The sequence below is a fragment of the Brevundimonas sp. genome (assembly GCF_036732845.1).
Taxonomy (GTDB): domain Bacteria; phylum Pseudomonadota; class Alphaproteobacteria; order Caulobacterales; family Caulobacteraceae; genus Brevundimonas.
Genome location: NZ_DAINBO010000009.1, coordinates 52,718 through 68,309 on the forward strand (window position 1 = coordinate 52,718; position 15,592 = coordinate 68,309).

Annotated in this window: 12 protein-coding genes and 1 tRNA gene; 8 read left to right on the forward strand and 5 right to left on the reverse strand. The window is 66.1% G+C overall.

Annotation, left to right across the window (positions count from 1 at the left end; genetic code table 11):
• The first annotated feature begins 6 nt into the window (after positions 1 to 6).
• Together V7D63_RS05210 and V7D63_RS05215 are read left to right on the forward strand one after the other, a co-directional pair.
• Positions 7 to 1,455 (forward strand): GumC family protein, encoded by a 1,449-nt coding sequence (locus V7D63_RS05210; protein WP_333591203.1) that lies wholly within the window; start codon positions 7 to 9, stop codon positions 1,453 to 1,455.
• A gap of 64 nt (positions 1,456 to 1,519) precedes the next feature.
• The gene (locus tag V7D63_RS05215) at positions 1,520 to 2,200 is read left to right on the forward strand and encodes a hfsB (protein ID WP_333591204.1); all 681 of its coding nucleotides are present in this window, start codon (positions 1,520 to 1,522) and stop codon (positions 2,198 to 2,200) included.
• Positions 2,201 to 2,506: 306 nt separating this feature from the next.
• Here V7D63_RS05215 and V7D63_RS05220 read toward each other — a convergent pair whose 3' ends face one another.
• The 5 genes from V7D63_RS05220 to V7D63_RS05240 are packed head-to-tail and all read right to left on the reverse strand — an operon-like array spanning position 2,507 to position 8,136.
• Positions 2,507 to 3,457: a glycosyltransferase family 2 protein gene (locus V7D63_RS05220; RefSeq protein WP_333591205.1), complete on the reverse strand. Its 951-nt coding sequence runs from the start codon at positions 3,455 to 3,457 to the stop codon at positions 2,507 to 2,509.
• The gene (locus V7D63_RS05225) at positions 3,454 to 4,191 is read right to left on the reverse strand and encodes a polysaccharide deacetylase family protein (protein ID WP_333591206.1); all 738 of its coding nucleotides are present in this window, start codon (positions 4,189 to 4,191) and stop codon (positions 3,454 to 3,456) included. The genes V7D63_RS05220 and V7D63_RS05225 overlap by 4 nt, the downstream gene beginning before the upstream one ends.
• Entirely contained in the window at positions 4,191 to 5,129 is a 939-nt protein-coding gene (locus tag V7D63_RS05230) for a glycosyltransferase family 2 protein (RefSeq protein ID WP_333591207.1), read from the reverse strand. Before V7D63_RS05230 ends, V7D63_RS05225 begins: the two co-directional genes overlap by 1 nt.
• A complete protein-coding gene (locus tag V7D63_RS05235; RefSeq protein WP_333591208.1) occupies positions 5,126 to 6,571 on the reverse strand; it encodes a lipopolysaccharide biosynthesis protein in 1,446 nt (481 codons plus the stop codon). Before V7D63_RS05235 ends, V7D63_RS05230 begins: the two co-directional genes overlap by 4 nt.
• Positions 6,571 to 8,136, reverse strand: a complete 1,566-nt coding sequence (locus tag V7D63_RS05240) for an exopolysaccharide biosynthesis polyprenyl glycosylphosphotransferase (RefSeq protein WP_333591209.1) — start codon at positions 8,134 to 8,136, stop codon at positions 6,571 to 6,573. Before V7D63_RS05240 ends, V7D63_RS05235 begins: the two co-directional genes overlap by 1 nt.
• Before the next feature lie 126 nt (positions 8,137 to 8,262).
• Between V7D63_RS05240 and V7D63_RS05245 the strand changes: the two genes are divergently transcribed.
• From V7D63_RS05245 to V7D63_RS05270, 6 genes are all read left to right on the forward strand, one after another.
• Positions 8,263 to 8,354 (forward strand) — tRNA-Ser (locus V7D63_RS05245).
• Positions 8,355 to 8,706: 352 nt separating this feature from the next.
• Positions 8,707 to 9,219 carry a hypothetical protein gene (locus V7D63_RS05250; RefSeq protein ID WP_333591210.1) on the forward strand — a complete coding sequence of 171 codons (513 nt, stop codon included), beginning with the start codon at positions 8,707 to 8,709 and terminating at the stop codon, positions 9,217 to 9,219.
• A gap of 10 nt (positions 9,220 to 9,229) precedes the next feature.
• Positions 9,230 to 13,384, forward strand: a complete 4,155-nt coding sequence (locus V7D63_RS05255; RefSeq protein WP_333591211.1) for an RHS repeat domain-containing protein — start codon at positions 9,230 to 9,232, stop codon at positions 13,382 to 13,384.
• A 3-nt stretch (positions 13,385 to 13,387) separates the two neighbouring features.
• Positions 13,388 to 13,666 carry a hypothetical protein gene (locus V7D63_RS05260; protein ID WP_333591212.1) on the forward strand — a complete coding sequence of 93 codons (279 nt, stop codon included), beginning with the start codon at positions 13,388 to 13,390 and terminating at the stop codon, positions 13,664 to 13,666.
• Between the two features lie 205 nt (positions 13,667 to 13,871).
• Positions 13,872 to 15,044: a glycoside hydrolase family protein gene (locus V7D63_RS05265; RefSeq protein WP_333591213.1), complete on the forward strand. Its 1,173-nt coding sequence runs from the start codon at positions 13,872 to 13,874 to the stop codon at positions 15,042 to 15,044.
• 14 nt (positions 15,045 to 15,058) lie between these two features.
• Positions 15,059 to 15,547 carry a hypothetical protein gene (locus V7D63_RS05270; RefSeq protein WP_333591214.1) on the forward strand — a complete coding sequence of 163 codons (489 nt, stop codon included), beginning with the start codon at positions 15,059 to 15,061 and terminating at the stop codon, positions 15,545 to 15,547.
• Positions 15,548 to 15,592 lie beyond the last annotated feature (45 nt).

The window sequence follows — 15,592 nt, forward strand, 5'->3', positions numbered from 1 at the left end:
CAACCCATGCGCTCGGCGACCTATGTGACAGCCCGCCCGCGTTATGGCTTCGGCGACGTCGTCGGCCTGCTGTTCCGGGAATTCTGGGTGATGATCGTGGTTTTCATGGTCGTCTTCGCCTTGGGCGCGGCGGCGATCCTGACGCTGAAGAAGACCTACACCGCCTCGGCCAGCCTGTTCGCGGGGGTGGGCCAGGAATATGTCTATCAACCGCGCGTCGGCCAGACCGCCGATCGCGGCCAGGCGCCGAACGGCGATCAGGTGGCCCAGTCCGAAGCCGCCATCCTGTCCAGCCAGATCGTCCAGCAGCGCGTGGTCAAGACACTGGGCGTCGTCGCCTTCCAGGACGGCAAGCCCGCGACCGGCACGGCGGCTCAGCAGGAGGCGGCCGCGGTTCGCGCCGTGGCCCAGGGCCTGAAGGTCGCCACCACGCCGGGCAGCGCGGTCATCAACGTCAGCTATGAGAGCGACGACGCGGCCAAGTCGGCGCAGATCCTGAACGCCGTCATCGACCAATATCTGATCCGCCGTCGCGAAGTGTTCCAGGATCACGCCAGCCCGGCCATCGGGGCGCAGCGCGAAGCGTTCCAGGATGACCTGGAGGCGGCCGACGTCGCCTATGAACAGTTCCAGCGATCCAACGACGTCGGCGATTTCGCCGCCACCAAGACGGCCCTGGCGACGGCCTATCAGACGGCCATGACCGAAAAACTGTCCAGCGAACTGGCCTTGGCCGCCGCGAACCGGCGGCTGCAGACCCTGGAGGCGCAACAGGCGGCCACGCCCGCCGAGATCGCCCTGCAACAGGATCTGAACATCTCGGCCCAGGACCAGATCCTGCAACTGCGCACCCAGCGTGAGGATCTGCTGGCCCGCTATACGCCTGACAGCCAGCCGGTGCGCGACATCGACGCGCGGATCGCGGGGCTTCAGCAATATGTGGCCACCGGCACGGCCGTGGGCGCCAAGGAGGTCCGCACCGGCCCGAACCCGATCTGGGTCGAGCTGGAGACGACGCGCATCAACACCCTGGCGGAGCGCAATGCGCTCCAGGCCCGGCTGGGCGGCGCCGAACAGCAGTTGGCCCAGATCCGCGAGCGGCAGATGGAGCTGACCCGCCAGGAGTCCGAGAACGCCGTGCTGGGCGGCAACCGCGAGATGCTGCAAGGCTCCGTGCGCGAATTCCAGCAGCGCGAGGCCCAGAGCCGCGCCGACGGCGCCCTGGTGGCGGCGGGCGCCGACAACGTCACCGTCATCGAACGCGCCCAGACCCCGACCAAGGGCAAGAGCCTGAAGGCGCCGTTGCTGGCGGCCGTCTTCCTGTTCGCGGCCTTCACCGCCCTGTGCGTGGGTTTGCTGCGGATCTTCACGCGGCGAGGCTTCGTCACGGCCGGGTCGGCGGGGCGGACGCTGGAGATGCCGGTGCTGGCTGTCGCTCCGGCCAAAGCTCAATGATCGTGGTAGCTTAGGAGCCTGCGGCGGGGCGCGTACCGATTCGATGGTCGATCTGACATCCGAAATGGCCGGCCTTTGGGCGGCGCTGGGACCGGCGCCGCAGCATCGCGGCCGCGTGATCCAGTTCGCCTCGGCCAGCACGGGCGAGGGCGTTTCGACCGTGGCGCGGGAGTTCGCGCGCCTGGCCGCCGTGCGCGCGCGCAAGCCCGTCTGGCTGATCGACGGCGACCTGTTGCAGCAGGGGCAGCTAGAGGCGGCGGCGGCCGAGCCGGAGCGGTTCGGGCGTCTGGGCCGGGCGGCTCTGGCGTCGCCGGACGGCTCCAGCTTCTTCGCGGTGACGCCGCGCGTCATGGATCAACAGAACCGGCCGGTCGCGCCCGCGCGCCTGCTGGCCGCCAGGCCCTGCCTGGGCGGGCGTCTGTGGATCACCCGCTTCGCCACCGAGACCCTGCGTTCGGGCCAGCGGGTCGAGGTGATCGGCGATCCCGGCTATTGGGACGCGCTGAGGAAGCACGCCGACACGGTGGTGATCGACAGCCCCGCGGCCGATCGCAACGACATGGCCATCACCCTGGCGCCCTTCGTCGACGCGACCATCCTGGTGGTGGCCGCCGAGACCACGGCGGCGCACGAGCCGGTCATCCTGCGCGACGAGATCGAGGCCGTGGGCGGGCGCATCGCTGGGGCGGTGGTCAACCGTTCGACCTATCGTCCTCCGGGATTCCTGAGGCGGCTGACGGGCTAAGTTCTTTCCTTCTCCCCTTGAGGGAGAAGGTGTCATGCGGAGCCTGACGGATGAGGGGGGTGTGTCCGCAAGCTGAGTGGCCGCCACCGAGTTCGGGATCAGGCTTGCCCCTCATCCGACCTCGTTCCGCTCGGCCACCTTCTCCCTCAAGGGGAGAAGGAGGGTTCCAGGCCGATTCCACCCCCATCCCCTGCGTCCGAAACCGACGCACACCCTTGCTAGGGTGCGCACACTGCCTTTTCGGGAGGGGCGGCGAACCTGGGGTCGATGGACGAATCGGACTCTTTGGACTCTCTTTTTTCGAGTCTAAGCCCGGTTCGCCTCCAGCCGCTCCAGTTCGCGCGCGCCATAAAAATGCGGCTCCAACCCCTTCATCCAGAACAGTTTACCGAGGCCGCGCGCGGCGCGGTCCAGCATGTCGGCGCGACGGGGGCTGAGGATCAGGGTCAGGACCAGGGCGGCTGAGCCGAAGGCGGCGGCCTGGACGGCGCCGATCAGCATCCAGCGGGCGACGGCGGGCCAGTCGCGGGCCTTGGCGGCGGTCTGGCTGGGTCCCTGGCCATAGGCGAAGGCGCGGGCCAGGGCATAGGACAGGGTGGCGCGGTGGGCGGGGGCGAACTCCTCCACCCAGGCGTCGGCGGCCCAGCCGAACCGGCCGCCGCGCGCGGCCAGGGCCGCGAACAGGGCGTCGTCCTCGCCCCCCGACTGATCGGCCGAGACGTCGAACGGCGCCGGGCCGGGCAGGGCGGTCGCGCGCACCATCAAGGAGTCGCCGCACCCGAAGCTGTGGCCGATCAGACCAGTCGTCGCCGGGCCTTCACGGCCGAAGAACCGTTCGAGATAGGGCCGCAGCCAGGGCTTGGCGTCCGGCGCCCGTCCCTGGATCGGGCCGAACACGACATCGGCGCCGGTCTGGGCCTGGGCGTCGATCAAGGCCGCCAGCCAGCCGGGCGAGGCGACCTCGTCATCGTCCAGAAAGGCGATCAGCGGCGCGTCGGTCTCGGCCAATGCGGCGTTGCGGGCGGTGGCGACGCCGGGGCGGGGCGCGTGACGATAGATCAGTTCGATCGAGGTCTCGTCTCGCAGCCGCCGTATGACCGGCTCGGCGGACCCGACGGGGTCGTTGTCGGCGATGACGATGGAGGCGAGGCGGCCTTTGACGCCCGCCTGAATGAAGATCGACCTTAGGGCGCGCTCCAGCTCGGCCGGGCGGCGCAGGGTCGGAATGACGACGCTGACCTGATGGAGGGCGCTCACGCCAGCACCTCGCCGACGGTGCGGATGTCGCAGCCCCGCGCCTTGGCGTACCGGGCCAGGTTCCGCAGCGCCTCGGGCGTGCAGCCCCAGGGCGAGGGCGTGGCCCGCACGTCGTGGGTGAACAGGATCAGCCAGGCCTTCTCGGCCACGGCGCGGTCGATCCAGGCGCGGGCGCGGGTCTCGCCGTCGTCGCCCTCTATGCCCACGGCGGGAAGCTGGTTCCGGTCGCCGCCGTCATGGACCAGCCCGGCATGGACGCCGCGCAGAGAGCCGTAGCGCGGGCCGAGCCGCTGCTTGGCGCGCGGCCCGACCTCGCCATAGGGAAAGGCGAAGTGGGCGGCGGTTCCGCCCAACTCGCGCAGCGTCGCGGCATTGGCCGTGACATCGGCCGACAGGCGCTCGTCGTCGGCGCGATGGCAGTCGATGTGATCGCGCGTGTGGCAGGCGATCTCATGCCCGGTCGAGACCAGGCGGCGAACGTCGTCGGCGTCGGCGAACCGGCCCATATGCCCGTCGCGGCCGAACAGGCCGGCGCACAGATACCAGGTCCCGCGCACGCCCTCGGTCTCCAGCACCGGCGCGCCCTCGTGCACGGCGCTGGCGGGCACGTCGTCGAAGGTGAAGCTGACGACCGGCCGGTCCAGCATCAGCCGCGCCGGACGGCGGTGCGTCAGCCGGGCGTAACGGCGCCGCAGCTTGCCCTTCAGACTGGGATCGGCGGCATAGGGCTGCATCAGACGGCCCTGGCGTACAGGGCCGCGCGATACAGGCGCAGCGAGAAGGCCCGCGCCTTGACCGGCAGCCAGGCGGCGGCGGCGGCGCGCTTCATCCATGGTCGAATGGCGTCGAGACCGGGAAGACGCTTCAACAGGCGCGCGGCCTTGTAGCTGGGATAGGCGCTGACGATGTCCGGGTGACGGCCCACGACGCGGGCGAAGTTGGGGGCCGACTGCTCATATTTGGCCGTCAGGGCCTCGACCGTGTCCAGGCCCATGTGGGTGGCCGGATTGTCCAGATGGACGACGCGGAACCGGCGCGACACGCGCATGGCCCATTCCACGTCCTCCCAGCCCCAGCCGCTGAAGCCGGGGTCGAAAGCTTCGGTCTCGAACACGTCGCGCCGGACCAAGAGGTTGGAGGTGTAGACGTACTTCTCGGGTTGCCGCGCCCGCTCGGTATAGGGCACGCAGTCCGAGCGCGTGGCCATGGCGCGGTGCACGGCGAACCGGGCCTCGTCGGGGGCTTGCAGCAGCGAGAAACCGCCAAAGGCCACCGCCGGGTCCTCGCGCGCCACCAGATCGGCCCAGTCCTTCAGGAAGCGGCGATGGTCGGGGCGCATGTCGCTGTCCAGGAACAGCAGGCTGCCGCCGCGCGCGGCCGAGGCCAGACGGTTGCGGCCCCGGCTGCGGCCCTCATTGGCCGGCAGGGTGATCAGCCGCGCGGGCAGGCGCATGGTTTCGATCTGGGCCGACAGGCGCGCGGTCAGTTCGACGTCGCCGGTGCCGTCGTCCAGCAGCAACAGTTCGACCCCGCCGTCGACGGCGGCGGCCTCTTCGTCCAGCAGGGTCAAAAGCTGGCTCGGGTCGTCGCGCAGGAAGGGGATCAGAACCGACACGGCGGGCCGGGCGGTCTTCCAGCGGGCGTTGTCGGTGATGACGGCGCGGCGGCTCATGCCAAGGCTCCCCGGCGCTGGGCGATCAGACGACGGGCCAGGTCGCGCACGCCCGCCGCGTTCAGGGTCAGGACGACGGCGGCATAGACAACCGCGCCGACCGAGGCGTCCAGCATCAGCTCGGCGAACCCGCCGATCGTCGGCAGGGAGCGAACGGCCGCGGCCATGACCGCCGAGGCGATGGCGCACCGGATCAGGGTCTCCCACGGCACGGGCAAGGGCATGACGCGCCGCCCCATGGCCCAGGACGCGATCAGGCCCAGGCCGAAGCTGGCCGCCGTCGCCCAGGCCGCGCCCAACACACCGTAACGCGGGATCAGGATGACGTTCAGAACGACGTTGGCGAGCGCCGGAACCGCCATGGCCGCCAGCAGCAGGCCGGTCTTGCGGCTGAGCGTGAAGGCCTGGTGGAAGTAATAGACCGTCATGCCCGACAGCAGGGCCGACAGGGCGATCCAGGGGGTGATCAGGGTCGCGGCGTCGCGCAGATGCTCGCCGATCATGAACTGAGCCAGGGGGCGCGCGACCAGGGCCACGCCGACGCAGGCGGGCAGGCCGACCAGGATCAGGGTCTCGGCCTGTTCGCGCGCGGCGGCGGCCAGGCGCTCACGCCCGCCGCGCTCCAGCGCCATGACCAGGGCGGGGGTCCCGGCGGCGCCCAGCCAGATGAACAGGACGTCGAGCGTGCGGTTGGCGATGCTGTAGCCCGCGTGATAGGCGCCGACGGCGGCCGTATCCATGAAGGCGGCCAGCAGGAACCGGTCGGTCGAGGCCAGCACCACGGCCAGGGCCAGACTGGCCGCGATGGGATAGCCATAGACGGCGTAGGCGCGCAGTCGGGCCGGGTCGATCACGCCGTTGCGCGCCTGTTTCAACTCGCCGGGCAGGATGAAGGGCAGGGCGGCCAACGGAGCCAGGGCCAGACCGGCCAACGGCGCCGCGCCGCCCGCGCCCGACAGGGCGAAACCGACGCCGATGAGCAGGCCGCCGATGGCGATGAAGATGTCCAGGCCCGCGGCCTTGGCGACCTCTCCGGCCGCGCGGAACCGTTCCTGGGCCAGTTTGGACAGGCAACGCACCGGCGCGCCGAACAGACCCACGGCCAGGGCCAGGCGGAAGGCTGGATCGACCGGCAGGAGCCAAAGCAGCAAGGCGACGGCGGGGAAATAAAGGGCCGTCAAGATGAAGGCTGTGCGGTACAGGCCGGCGAAGTGGGCGGCGGTCTCCTCGGCCGTCTTCTGCGCCGCCCAAAAGCGCGCCATGGCCGCCTCCAGCCAGGTGAAGACGGCGACATGGACCAGGGTCACGACCGAAAAGGCCAGGGCGTAACGACCGAAGTCCTCGGGACTCAGCAGGCGCGTGAAGACGACGATGGCCAGAAAGCCGACCACCCCCTGCACGATGTTGGCGGGCAGATAGCCCCAGACCCCGCGCCAGAACATCAGCGCACCGCCATGCGGTCACCCAGCAGCACCGGGATGGTGACGATCATGATCCACAGGTCCAGCCAGAAGGATTGGCGCTCGATGTACTCGACGTCCAACTGAACCCGGCGGCGCACGTCGGCGGCGCTGTGCAACGGGCCGCGCGAACCCTTGATGGCGGCCCAGCCGGTCATGCCCGGTTTGATGCGATGACGGTGGGCGTAGTCGGCGACCAGGCGGGCGGATTCCACCTGGCCGGTCTTCATGCCGATGGCGTGCGGACGCGGCCCGACCAGCGACATCTCGCCCTGGATGACGTTCAGCAACTGAGGCAGTTCGTCCAGGCTGGTCGAGCGCAGGATGCGGCCGATGCGGGTGATGCGGTCGTCATCCGCCGTGACCTGGCGCGCGGCGGTGGCGTCGGCGGCGTCGGCGCGCATGGTGCGGAACTTCCAGACCACGATCTCCTCGTGGTTGAAGCCGTGACGGCGCTGGCGGAAGAAGGCCGGGCCGGGGCTGTCCATCCTGACGGCCAGGGCGATCAGGCCCAGAACGGGCGCCAGAAAGACCAGGGCGGTCAGGCCCAGGATCAGGTCCTGCAACCGTTTGTGGAAGGCCTTCTTGTCCGGGTCGACCGGCCCGTCGAGGCTGGCCAGCGGCGTGCGCGCCAGGCGTTCCAGGGCGGCGTTGCGCTCGTCCTCGCCGTGCGGATCGACCATCAGGGTGACGGGGGTGGGCAGGACGGCCAGGCGGCCAGTCAGCTCGCGCACCCGCGCCTCGGCCTTGGGGTCGATAGCCATGACGATGCGGTCGACATAGGGCGTCATCCGGTGCGTCAACAGGTCTTCGGCCCGGCCCAGCACCGGCACTCCGGCCACGGCCTCGGGCGCACGGGCCAAGCGGTCGTCGAACACGCCCAGCACGTTCAGATCACGGCGGCTCAGAGCTTCCTGGATCACCGCCTCGGCGTTCTTGGTCGCGCCGACGATGACGACGTTCGGCGTCAAGGCCCCCGAGGCGCGCCAGCGGCCGATCATGTCGCGCCAGCCCATGTGCAGGCCGTACAGGGTGACCGTGGTCAGCGCCGCCCAGATCAGAACGGCGGTGATGGTGGCCGTGCCCGGCGCGAATCCGGCGGTCAGGGCCAGGGCCAGGCCGCCGCCCAGAAGGCCGCAGACCGTGACCCGCGCCAGATGAACGCCGACGCCTTCGTCACGACCGAAACGATACAGATCCAGACGCCGCATCAGCCACAGCATCAGCACCATCCCGGCCACATAGGGCAGGACCAGGGCCACGGGGGCGTGGACCAGACCGGAAGGCGTCGCCATCCAGGCGCAGGTCATGGCCAGGGCGACGGTCAGGCTGGCGTCGATGGCGCGGAAATAATGGGGGGCCAGCCGCGCGGCCCCGCGCTGACGCGCATTCAGCCAGACCTCCGGCCGGAACGGGCCGCGTCGGGCCGCGCCCTTGGCGTCGGGTTCGACCATGCGGCGCGCGGCATAGGCCTGAAGCGCCGGCGCGCCGGCGGGCGCGGCGTCCAGATCGTCCGACGAGGGCAGGCGGGACAGGGAGTCGGGCATGGGCGTCCAGGAAGCGGAAACGTCCGGCCGATCCTGCCCATGCGGCCTCTAGATCACGTTAACGCTCGGAAGTCGCACGAGCCGGATTGCACGGCGCCGTCCGCTCCGCTATCCACGCCGCCTGCCGGAGACGTGGCCGAGTGGCTGAAGGCAACGGTTTGCTAAATCGTCGTACCCTGTAAGGGGTACCGAGGGTTCGAATCCCTCCGTCTCCGCCAGACCTTCCCGGAAAACGCCAGTGCGGCTTTGGATGCGCGGACGCGGCCTTTCAAGGTCGTGAGGGTCTTCGTCGTTTCGCACCATTGGCGTTGACGACAGGTCAGCGCGCTCGATTGCACGTGTTGAGTGTTTTATGCTGCTGATTTTTTGTATGATTTTTTGACATTGCTCGCCTTGAGCCGCCTGGGTTCGGCGCCCGCATAAGACTGCCTCCTGAGTTCAACCTCTTCAGGAGACATATTGATGCGATGGTCCGTTCCTCCGTCATGCGACGGAGCAGCCACATCCGGCCCGGTGCGGGTTTCATTGGGCAAGCGCGCTCGATTTGGTCTGCTTTTGGCCTGTCTGGCCGTGACGACGCCCGTCGCCGCCCAAGAGCAGGCCACCTATCGGTACGACGCCTTTGGGCGTTTGGCCGGGGTGGCGCGGTCGGTGACCGGGGCGGCGGGGAATTACACGGGATACGCCAATGACGCGGCCGACAATCGTCTGTCGCGCGGCGTCGTCGCCGTGCCGGCGCCGGCCGTGGCCAAGGAGCTGCGCGCGGGCGAAACCCTGGTCCCGTTTCAGAAGCTGACCTCGGCCGATGGCCGTTTCACCTTCCTGTTCCAGGCCGACGGCAATCTGGTGCTCTACTTCGGCGCGACGCCGTTGTGGGCCTCGACGACCATGAACGGACGCGGGCTGTCGCTGCGCATGGAGAGCGGCGGGAACCTGGTTCTGTACGACGCCGCCAATGCGGTCGTCTGGTCATCGGGAACCGGCGGCCACCCCGGAGCGAAACTCGTCCTCCAGAACGACGGCAACGCGGTCATCTATGACGGCGCGACCCCGCTCTGGGCCACCCACACCTGCTGCCACTGAGGGGCTTTTCATGACACGCAATACGATCAAGGCGGCCCTGATGGGGTCCGCCGGCTGGGGGCTGCCCGTCGCGGTGGCCCTGGCGTTCGCGGCCGCGACGCCGACCTATGCCCAGGACATCATCAAGCCGCCGGAATCCTATAATCCGACCGATGCGCGGGGGGTGAACCTGGCCACCGGTTCGCTGTCGATCTCGACGACCGAGATTTCGGCCGGTCAGCCGGGCCAGGGCGGGCTGAGCTACAGCGCCAGCTATGACAGCCAGGCGCGCGGCTGGCGCCACAGCGTCTGGGGCGGGGTGCAACGCGACCCGGCCGATCCCAGTGCGCCGCTGCCCGGTTACACCGTGACCGTCATGGGCAAGTCGGTGGTGTTCGAGAAGGTCGGCACGGCCTTCAACGCGGTCGACGGCTTCGGCCAACTGACCCTGAGCGGCGGCGTCTACACCTTCACCGACCTGGACGGCACGGTCGCCACCTTCAACCAGGCCGACAAGAGCATCGAAGGCCATGAGGCCAATGAAGGGGTGATCAACCTGATCGTGCGCCCGGACGGCGAGCGGATCAGCTTCACCTATGAGGTTGTGAGTTCGGGGCCGACCGTCCAACGGCACCTGAAGTCGGTGAACAGCAGCCTGGGTTACCAGTTGTTCTTCAGCTACCCCGGCTCCGACCGATTGGGCGCCTGGAGCGTCACGGCGATCAACAACGGCGACGCCTATTGCAACCCCACGGCTTCGACCTGCTCGCCCGGCTCCGGCTGGCCGAGCCTGACGTTCGCGCGGACGGGGGTGACCGGCGATTACACCGTCACCGACAATCTGAGCCGACAACTGAAGTTCACGGTCGGATCGCGAGGGCCGACGGCGATCTATCGTCCGACCTGGACCAGCGGCGCGCCCAGCATGGCCGTGACCTACGGCCCGTCGTCGGGTGTGGCCGCCGATGCGGTCGCTTCCGTCAGCGACGGCGTCGGTCAATGGACCTATCAGATCATGCCGCGGACCACCGGCGGCGTCGCGACGTCGAGCGTCACCGATCTGAACGCCCATACGACCAGCTATGATTTCATGTGGCAGGCGTTGGACATCAATCGCGTCATCCCGGCGCTTCAGGCCATCACCAACGGCGCGGGCGAAGAGACCCAGGTCAATCAGAACGGCGGCGGTCTGCAATCGATCGTCTATCCCGAGGGCGATTCCGTCGTCGTGAACCGAAACGCGCGCGGCGATGTGACCAGCATCGTGCGCACGAACAAGGCGGGCACGGCCTCGACCACGGTTTCGGCGACCTATCCGAGCGGCTGCACCAATCCGATCATCTGCGGGCGTCCGACCTCGATCACCGATGCGCGGGGCAATGTCACCGACTACGGCTGGAACGCCACCCACGGCGGGCTGGAGACCGAGACCCTGCCGGCGGTCGGCGGCGTGCGGCCGCAGACGCGGCACGCCTATGCCCAGTTCAACGCCTGGTACCGGACCAGTTCGTCCACGACCCAGGTCCAGAACACCAACGCCGTTTGGCGCCGCACCGGAACCTCGGCCTGCGCCACGGCCGCGGGCGTCGCCTGCGTGGGCGGCGCCGACGAGGTGGTGACGACGACCGGCTATGAAGCGGGCAACGCCTCAACGCGCAGCAACGTCCTGCCGACGACGGTGTCCAGCGGTTCGGGCGACGGTCTGCTGACGGCCACGACCAGCACCGAATACGACGCGCTGAGCAATGTGTTGCGGATCACCGGTCCCTTGGGCGGGTCCGACGTCACCCGCTATGTCTATGACGCCATGCGTCAGCGGGTGGGCGAGATCGGGCCTGATCCCGACGGGGCGGGCGGCCGGGCCTTTCCGGCGACCAAGACCCGCTACAACGCCGACGGCCAGGTCGATCAGGTGCAGCAGGGCACGACCACGGGCCAGACCGACGGCGCCTGGGCGGCCTTCAGCCCGCTTCAGACCGCGACGACCCTGTATGACGTTCAGGGCCGCAAGGTGCGCGACACGGCCTTTGACGGTTCGACCCATCCGCTGGTGTCGCAATACACCTATGACGTGGCCGGGCGTCTGACCTGCACGGCGACGCGGATGAACCCGGCCGTCTTCGCCAGCCTGCCGTCCTCGGCCTGCACGGCCTCGACCGTCGGCGCCTTCGGTCCCGACCGGATCACGACCAACAGCTATGACGCCGCCGACCGTCTGATCCAGGTGCAACAGGGCGACGGGGCCTCGGCCACGCGCACCCTGATGGCCCAGGCCTGGACCGACAACGGCAAGGTCGACTGGATGGAGGACGGCGAGGGCAACCGCTCGAACTTCATCTATGACGGCTTCGACCGCGTCTATCGGCTGGAGTATCCGTCGACGACCGTGGGCGCCCACGCCGCCAACACCTCGGACTATGAGGAGTACGGCTATGACGCCAACGACAATCCGACGTCCAAGCGCACGCGCTCGACCGGGGTGTTCACCACCACCTTCGACGCCCTGAACCGGATCAGCGCCATCGACGCGCCGGTCGGCTCGAACGACGTCTGGTACGGCTATGACAATCTGAACCGGCGCCTGTACGCCAGCCACGCCTCGGGCACGCCGTCATGCGGCACGACCACGGCCGTGTGCATGACCTGGGACGCCCTGGGTCGGCAACTGACGGACAATCAGGCCCTGGGCGTCATGACCATGTCATACGACCTGGCGGGACGGCGCACCAACCTGTTCTACCCGGACAGTTTCGAGATCCGTTACGCCTATGATCTGGACGACAGTCTGCGCACGGTGACGCAGGCGGGTCTGACGACCATCGCCAGCTACGCCTATGACGACCTGTCGCGCCGCACGTCGGTGACGCGGGGCAATGGGGTGGTGACGACCTACACCTATGACGGGGCGTCGCGGCTGAAGACCCTGGCGCACGACCTGGCCAGCACGGTCTCGGACGTGACCTGGACGTACGGCTATACGCCGTCCAGCCAGGTGATCACCCGCCAGGTGTCGAACGGCGCCTATCTGTACGCGCCCTCGGCCGGGACGCAGACGGTGACCCGCAACGGCCTGAACCAGCCGGTGACCATCGACGGCGTCTCGGCCAGCTCTGACGCGCGGGGCAATCTGACCTCGGACGGGGTCAAGAGCTTTGTGTACGACAGCGCCAACCGGCTGACGGGCACGGGGTCCTCGACGTTGAGCTATGACCCGCTGGATCGCATGACCCAGATGGTCGGGACCCTGGGCGCGCGGTACCTGTACGACGGCGACGAGATCGCGGGGGTGGTGGTCGCCTCGACCGGAACCACGATCGCCAACCGCATCGTGCGCGGGCCGTGGCCGGATGAACTGCTGGTCGCCTATCAGGGAAACACGGCCTCGACGCCGTTGTGGAGCCTGCAGGACGCCCAAAGCTCGATCATCGCCATCACCGACGCGGCGGGCACGGCGCCCTACACCCTGGCCTATGACGAATACGGTCGGCCCCGGTCAGGCAACGCCGGCCGGTTGATGTACACGGGCCAACTGTGGATGCCGGACTTCGGTCTGTATCACTACAAGGCCCGTGCCTATCACCCGGGCCTGGGCCGGTTCGTGCAGACCGACCCGGTCGGCTACGAACAGGGCATGAACCTGTACGCCTATGTGGGCCTGGATCCGATGAATGCGACGGATCCGGGGGGGATGGTTGGCCAAGACCGCAATCCAATGCTTCCGCCTCCGAATCCTGAACAGATAGAACAAGTGCGCGCTGTCGTAGGCGTGTTGGCCGACTTCGTGCCGATCATCGGTGATGTGAAAGGAGGTTTGGAGTTCTTCGCTGACCCTTCCTGGGGTGGAGCGGCAGTTCTTGGCATCAGCCTGATTCCTGGTGGCGACATTGTAAAATATGGAGATGAAGCATTCGACCTTCTGCAAGATGGCATGAAGTTGGGAACCAACGACGCCCTAGAGACCTCATTGTCTGTCTTGGGCGATGGCTATAGCGAAGTAGCCAACGGGGTATTTCGATCTTCAGATGGTCGCTTCCAGGTGCGAATGACCGATTCTGATCTGGCCGGTCGTGGAACTAACGGTAGGCCTCATGTGAACATTGAGCGCGGCACGACTGTGAAAGACCCGCGTACGGGCAGAGCGGTCTTTAGAAGAAATGAAAACATCCACGTTATGGTAGAGGATTAAGGCATGGTGGAGAAAATAAACATAAAAAAAATTGCCGAGGAAATTAGAAAGACTCGCGATTTAATTAATGAATCTAACGGCGTGCTTGAAAATCTTGTATTTGAGAAGCACGATTACGGCGCTTCTATTGAGGCTAACCGGAGCGGATTATTAGAGCTGGCCTATCAGATAATTTTACTTGCCGAAGAAAATGAATCTAGAAAATACATAGACATTGATAAAGCATCTTTTGCATCAAAATCAGACGGAGTTCTTACTATATCTATAAATAAAGATCTATAATTACAACAATATAATATATATGCATATCTCAAGCAAGCAAATATATATATATAACCCACTAATTGTGATGGTGGAGCCGATCGGCCCGTAATATCTGATGTTATTGGTCGTTTAGTATTAGGCCAGCCCTCCAAAGGGTTGGCCTTTCTTTTGTCAAGCCGTCGACAAAATTCAAACCCTGACCCGCAACGGCCTGAACCAGCCGGTGACCATCGACGGCGTGTCGGCCAGTTCGGACGCGCGGGGCAATCTGACCTCGGACGGGGTCAAGAGCTTCGTGTACGACAGCGCCAACCGGCTGACGGGCACGGGGTCTTCGACGTTGAGCTATGACCCGCTGGATCGCATGACCCAGATGGTCGGGACCCTGGGCGCGCGGTACCTGTACGACGGCGACGAGATCGCGGGGGTGGTGGTCGCCTCGACCGGAACCACGATCGCCAACCGCATCGTGCGCGGGCCGTGGCCGGATGAACTGCTGGTCGCCTATCAGGGAAACACGGCCTCGACGCCGTTGTGGAGCCTGCAGGACGCCCAAAGCTCGATCATCGCCATCACCGACGCGGCGGGCACGGCGCCCTACACCCTGGCCTATGACGAATACGGTCGGCCCCGGTCAGGCAACGCCGGCCGGTTGATGTACACGGGCCAACTGTGGATGCCGGACTTCGGTCTGTATCACTACAAGGCCCGTGCCTATCACCCGGGCCTGGGCCGGTTCGTGCAGACCGACCCGGTCGGCTACGAACAGGGCATGAACCTGTACGCCTACGTCGGCCTGGATCCGATGAATGCGACGGATCCGGGGGGGATGATTTGCGTTGCTGCTTCAGATGCAAATAGTGAAACGCCTGCCACGACAATCTGCCAGGACGCCAGTGAACTGGACCTGTCTGGCAATGGCGCAAAAAACATCATCGGATTCGAGGGGGTAAGCGCGTCAGCCTATCAGGTTGGCAGCGATATCCCGACGATCGGTATCGGTCATACCGCTGGGGTCCAAATGGGTGACACGATGACCGCGGCCCAAATCCAGGATGCTTTCATGGCCGACGTCAGCGGGGCGGAAAAGTTTGTCGAGAGATTGGTAGGTGATTTGCCTGTTTCACAACAAGAATTTGATGCGCTCGTCGATGTCGTCTTTAATGTGGGTTCGACCAAGTTGAATGCAACCAACAGTCCGGGCCTCCATAGCGCCATAGCCGCTGGGGACTACGGAGCGATAGGTGACAATTTGCGATACACGCGAGGACCAGACGGGCCGTCGCCAGGTTTGATGGAACGAAGCAATTCTAGGCAGAATATTTTTGCCAACGGCGATTACAGTATTGGTGTCATGCGATACGATGGACTGCTTAGCCGCCTTAGGCGCGGGTAGGAATTTTGAATCCTATGTCATCTCACATTTATTTGTACGCAGCACTCATTCTGGTCGCAGCTTGCGAGCCAAAAGATCCGCCTAATTCGCGGGTGCGTCAAACGGCCTTGCAGGAAACCACAATGCCATCGGCTGATGTGAAATCTTATAGTCTCTGCGGGAAAACAACTACGAAACGGCGTGTAGAGGAATACTTCAATAATGTCGTTTCTTTTCTAGAGCGCCAGAATGATAGACGTATGTTGAGTAGTCTTGTCTCCGAAAATATCGCAATAATTGGAAATGACGGAGCCAAAATTATTGCAGCATCTTCATTCTCTCAGGCCGAACCCTATTTGATATCCATCGATGATTGGGCTGAGATAGCTCGTCGTGGCGAACCTCGCCTTATATCAGCCGGATGGAGAGGCTGCATTCTTGGCAAAGGGAAGGCTGCATTCGTTGTGGATGATGACGGGAGACTGCACCTTTCATCATTCAACTTAAGCCTAGCCTGGGATTAATTCGAAGAACCTGAGGGCAACATTTGGGGGCGGCTAACGTGTTGC

What these genes read in the sequence shown, in the direction of transcription:
- V7D63_RS05210 (WP_333591203.1), top strand. Translation starts at nt 7, where the DNA reads ATGCGCTCGGCGACCTATGTGACAGCCCGCCCGCGTTATGGCTTCGGC.
- V7D63_RS05215 (WP_333591204.1), top strand. Translation starts at nt 1,520, where the DNA reads ATGGCCGGCCTTTGGGCGGCGCTGGGACCGGCGCCGCAGCATCGCGGC.
- V7D63_RS05225 (WP_333591206.1), bottom strand. Translation starts at nt 4,191, where the DNA reads ATGCAGCCCTATGCCGCCGATCCCAGTCTGAAGGGCAAGCTGCGGCGC.
- V7D63_RS05230 (WP_333591207.1), bottom strand. Translation starts at nt 5,129, where the DNA reads ATGAGCCGCCGCGCCGTCATCACCGACAACGCCCGCTGGAAGACCGCC.
- V7D63_RS05235 (WP_333591208.1), bottom strand. Translation starts at nt 6,571, where the DNA reads ATGTTCTGGCGCGGGGTCTGGGGCTATCTGCCCGCCAACATCGTGCAG.
- V7D63_RS05240 (WP_333591209.1), bottom strand. Translation starts at nt 8,136, where the DNA reads ATGCCCGACTCCCTGTCCCGCCTGCCCTCGTCGGACGATCTGGACGCC.
- V7D63_RS05255 (WP_333591211.1), top strand. Translation starts at nt 9,230, where the DNA reads ATGACACGCAATACGATCAAGGCGGCCCTGATGGGGTCCGCCGGCTGG.
- V7D63_RS05260 (WP_333591212.1), top strand. Translation starts at nt 13,388, where the DNA reads ATGGTGGAGAAAATAAACATAAAAAAAATTGCCGAGGAAATTAGAAAG.
- V7D63_RS05270 (WP_333591214.1), top strand. Translation starts at nt 15,059, where the DNA reads ATGTCATCTCACATTTATTTGTACGCAGCACTCATTCTGGTCGCAGCT.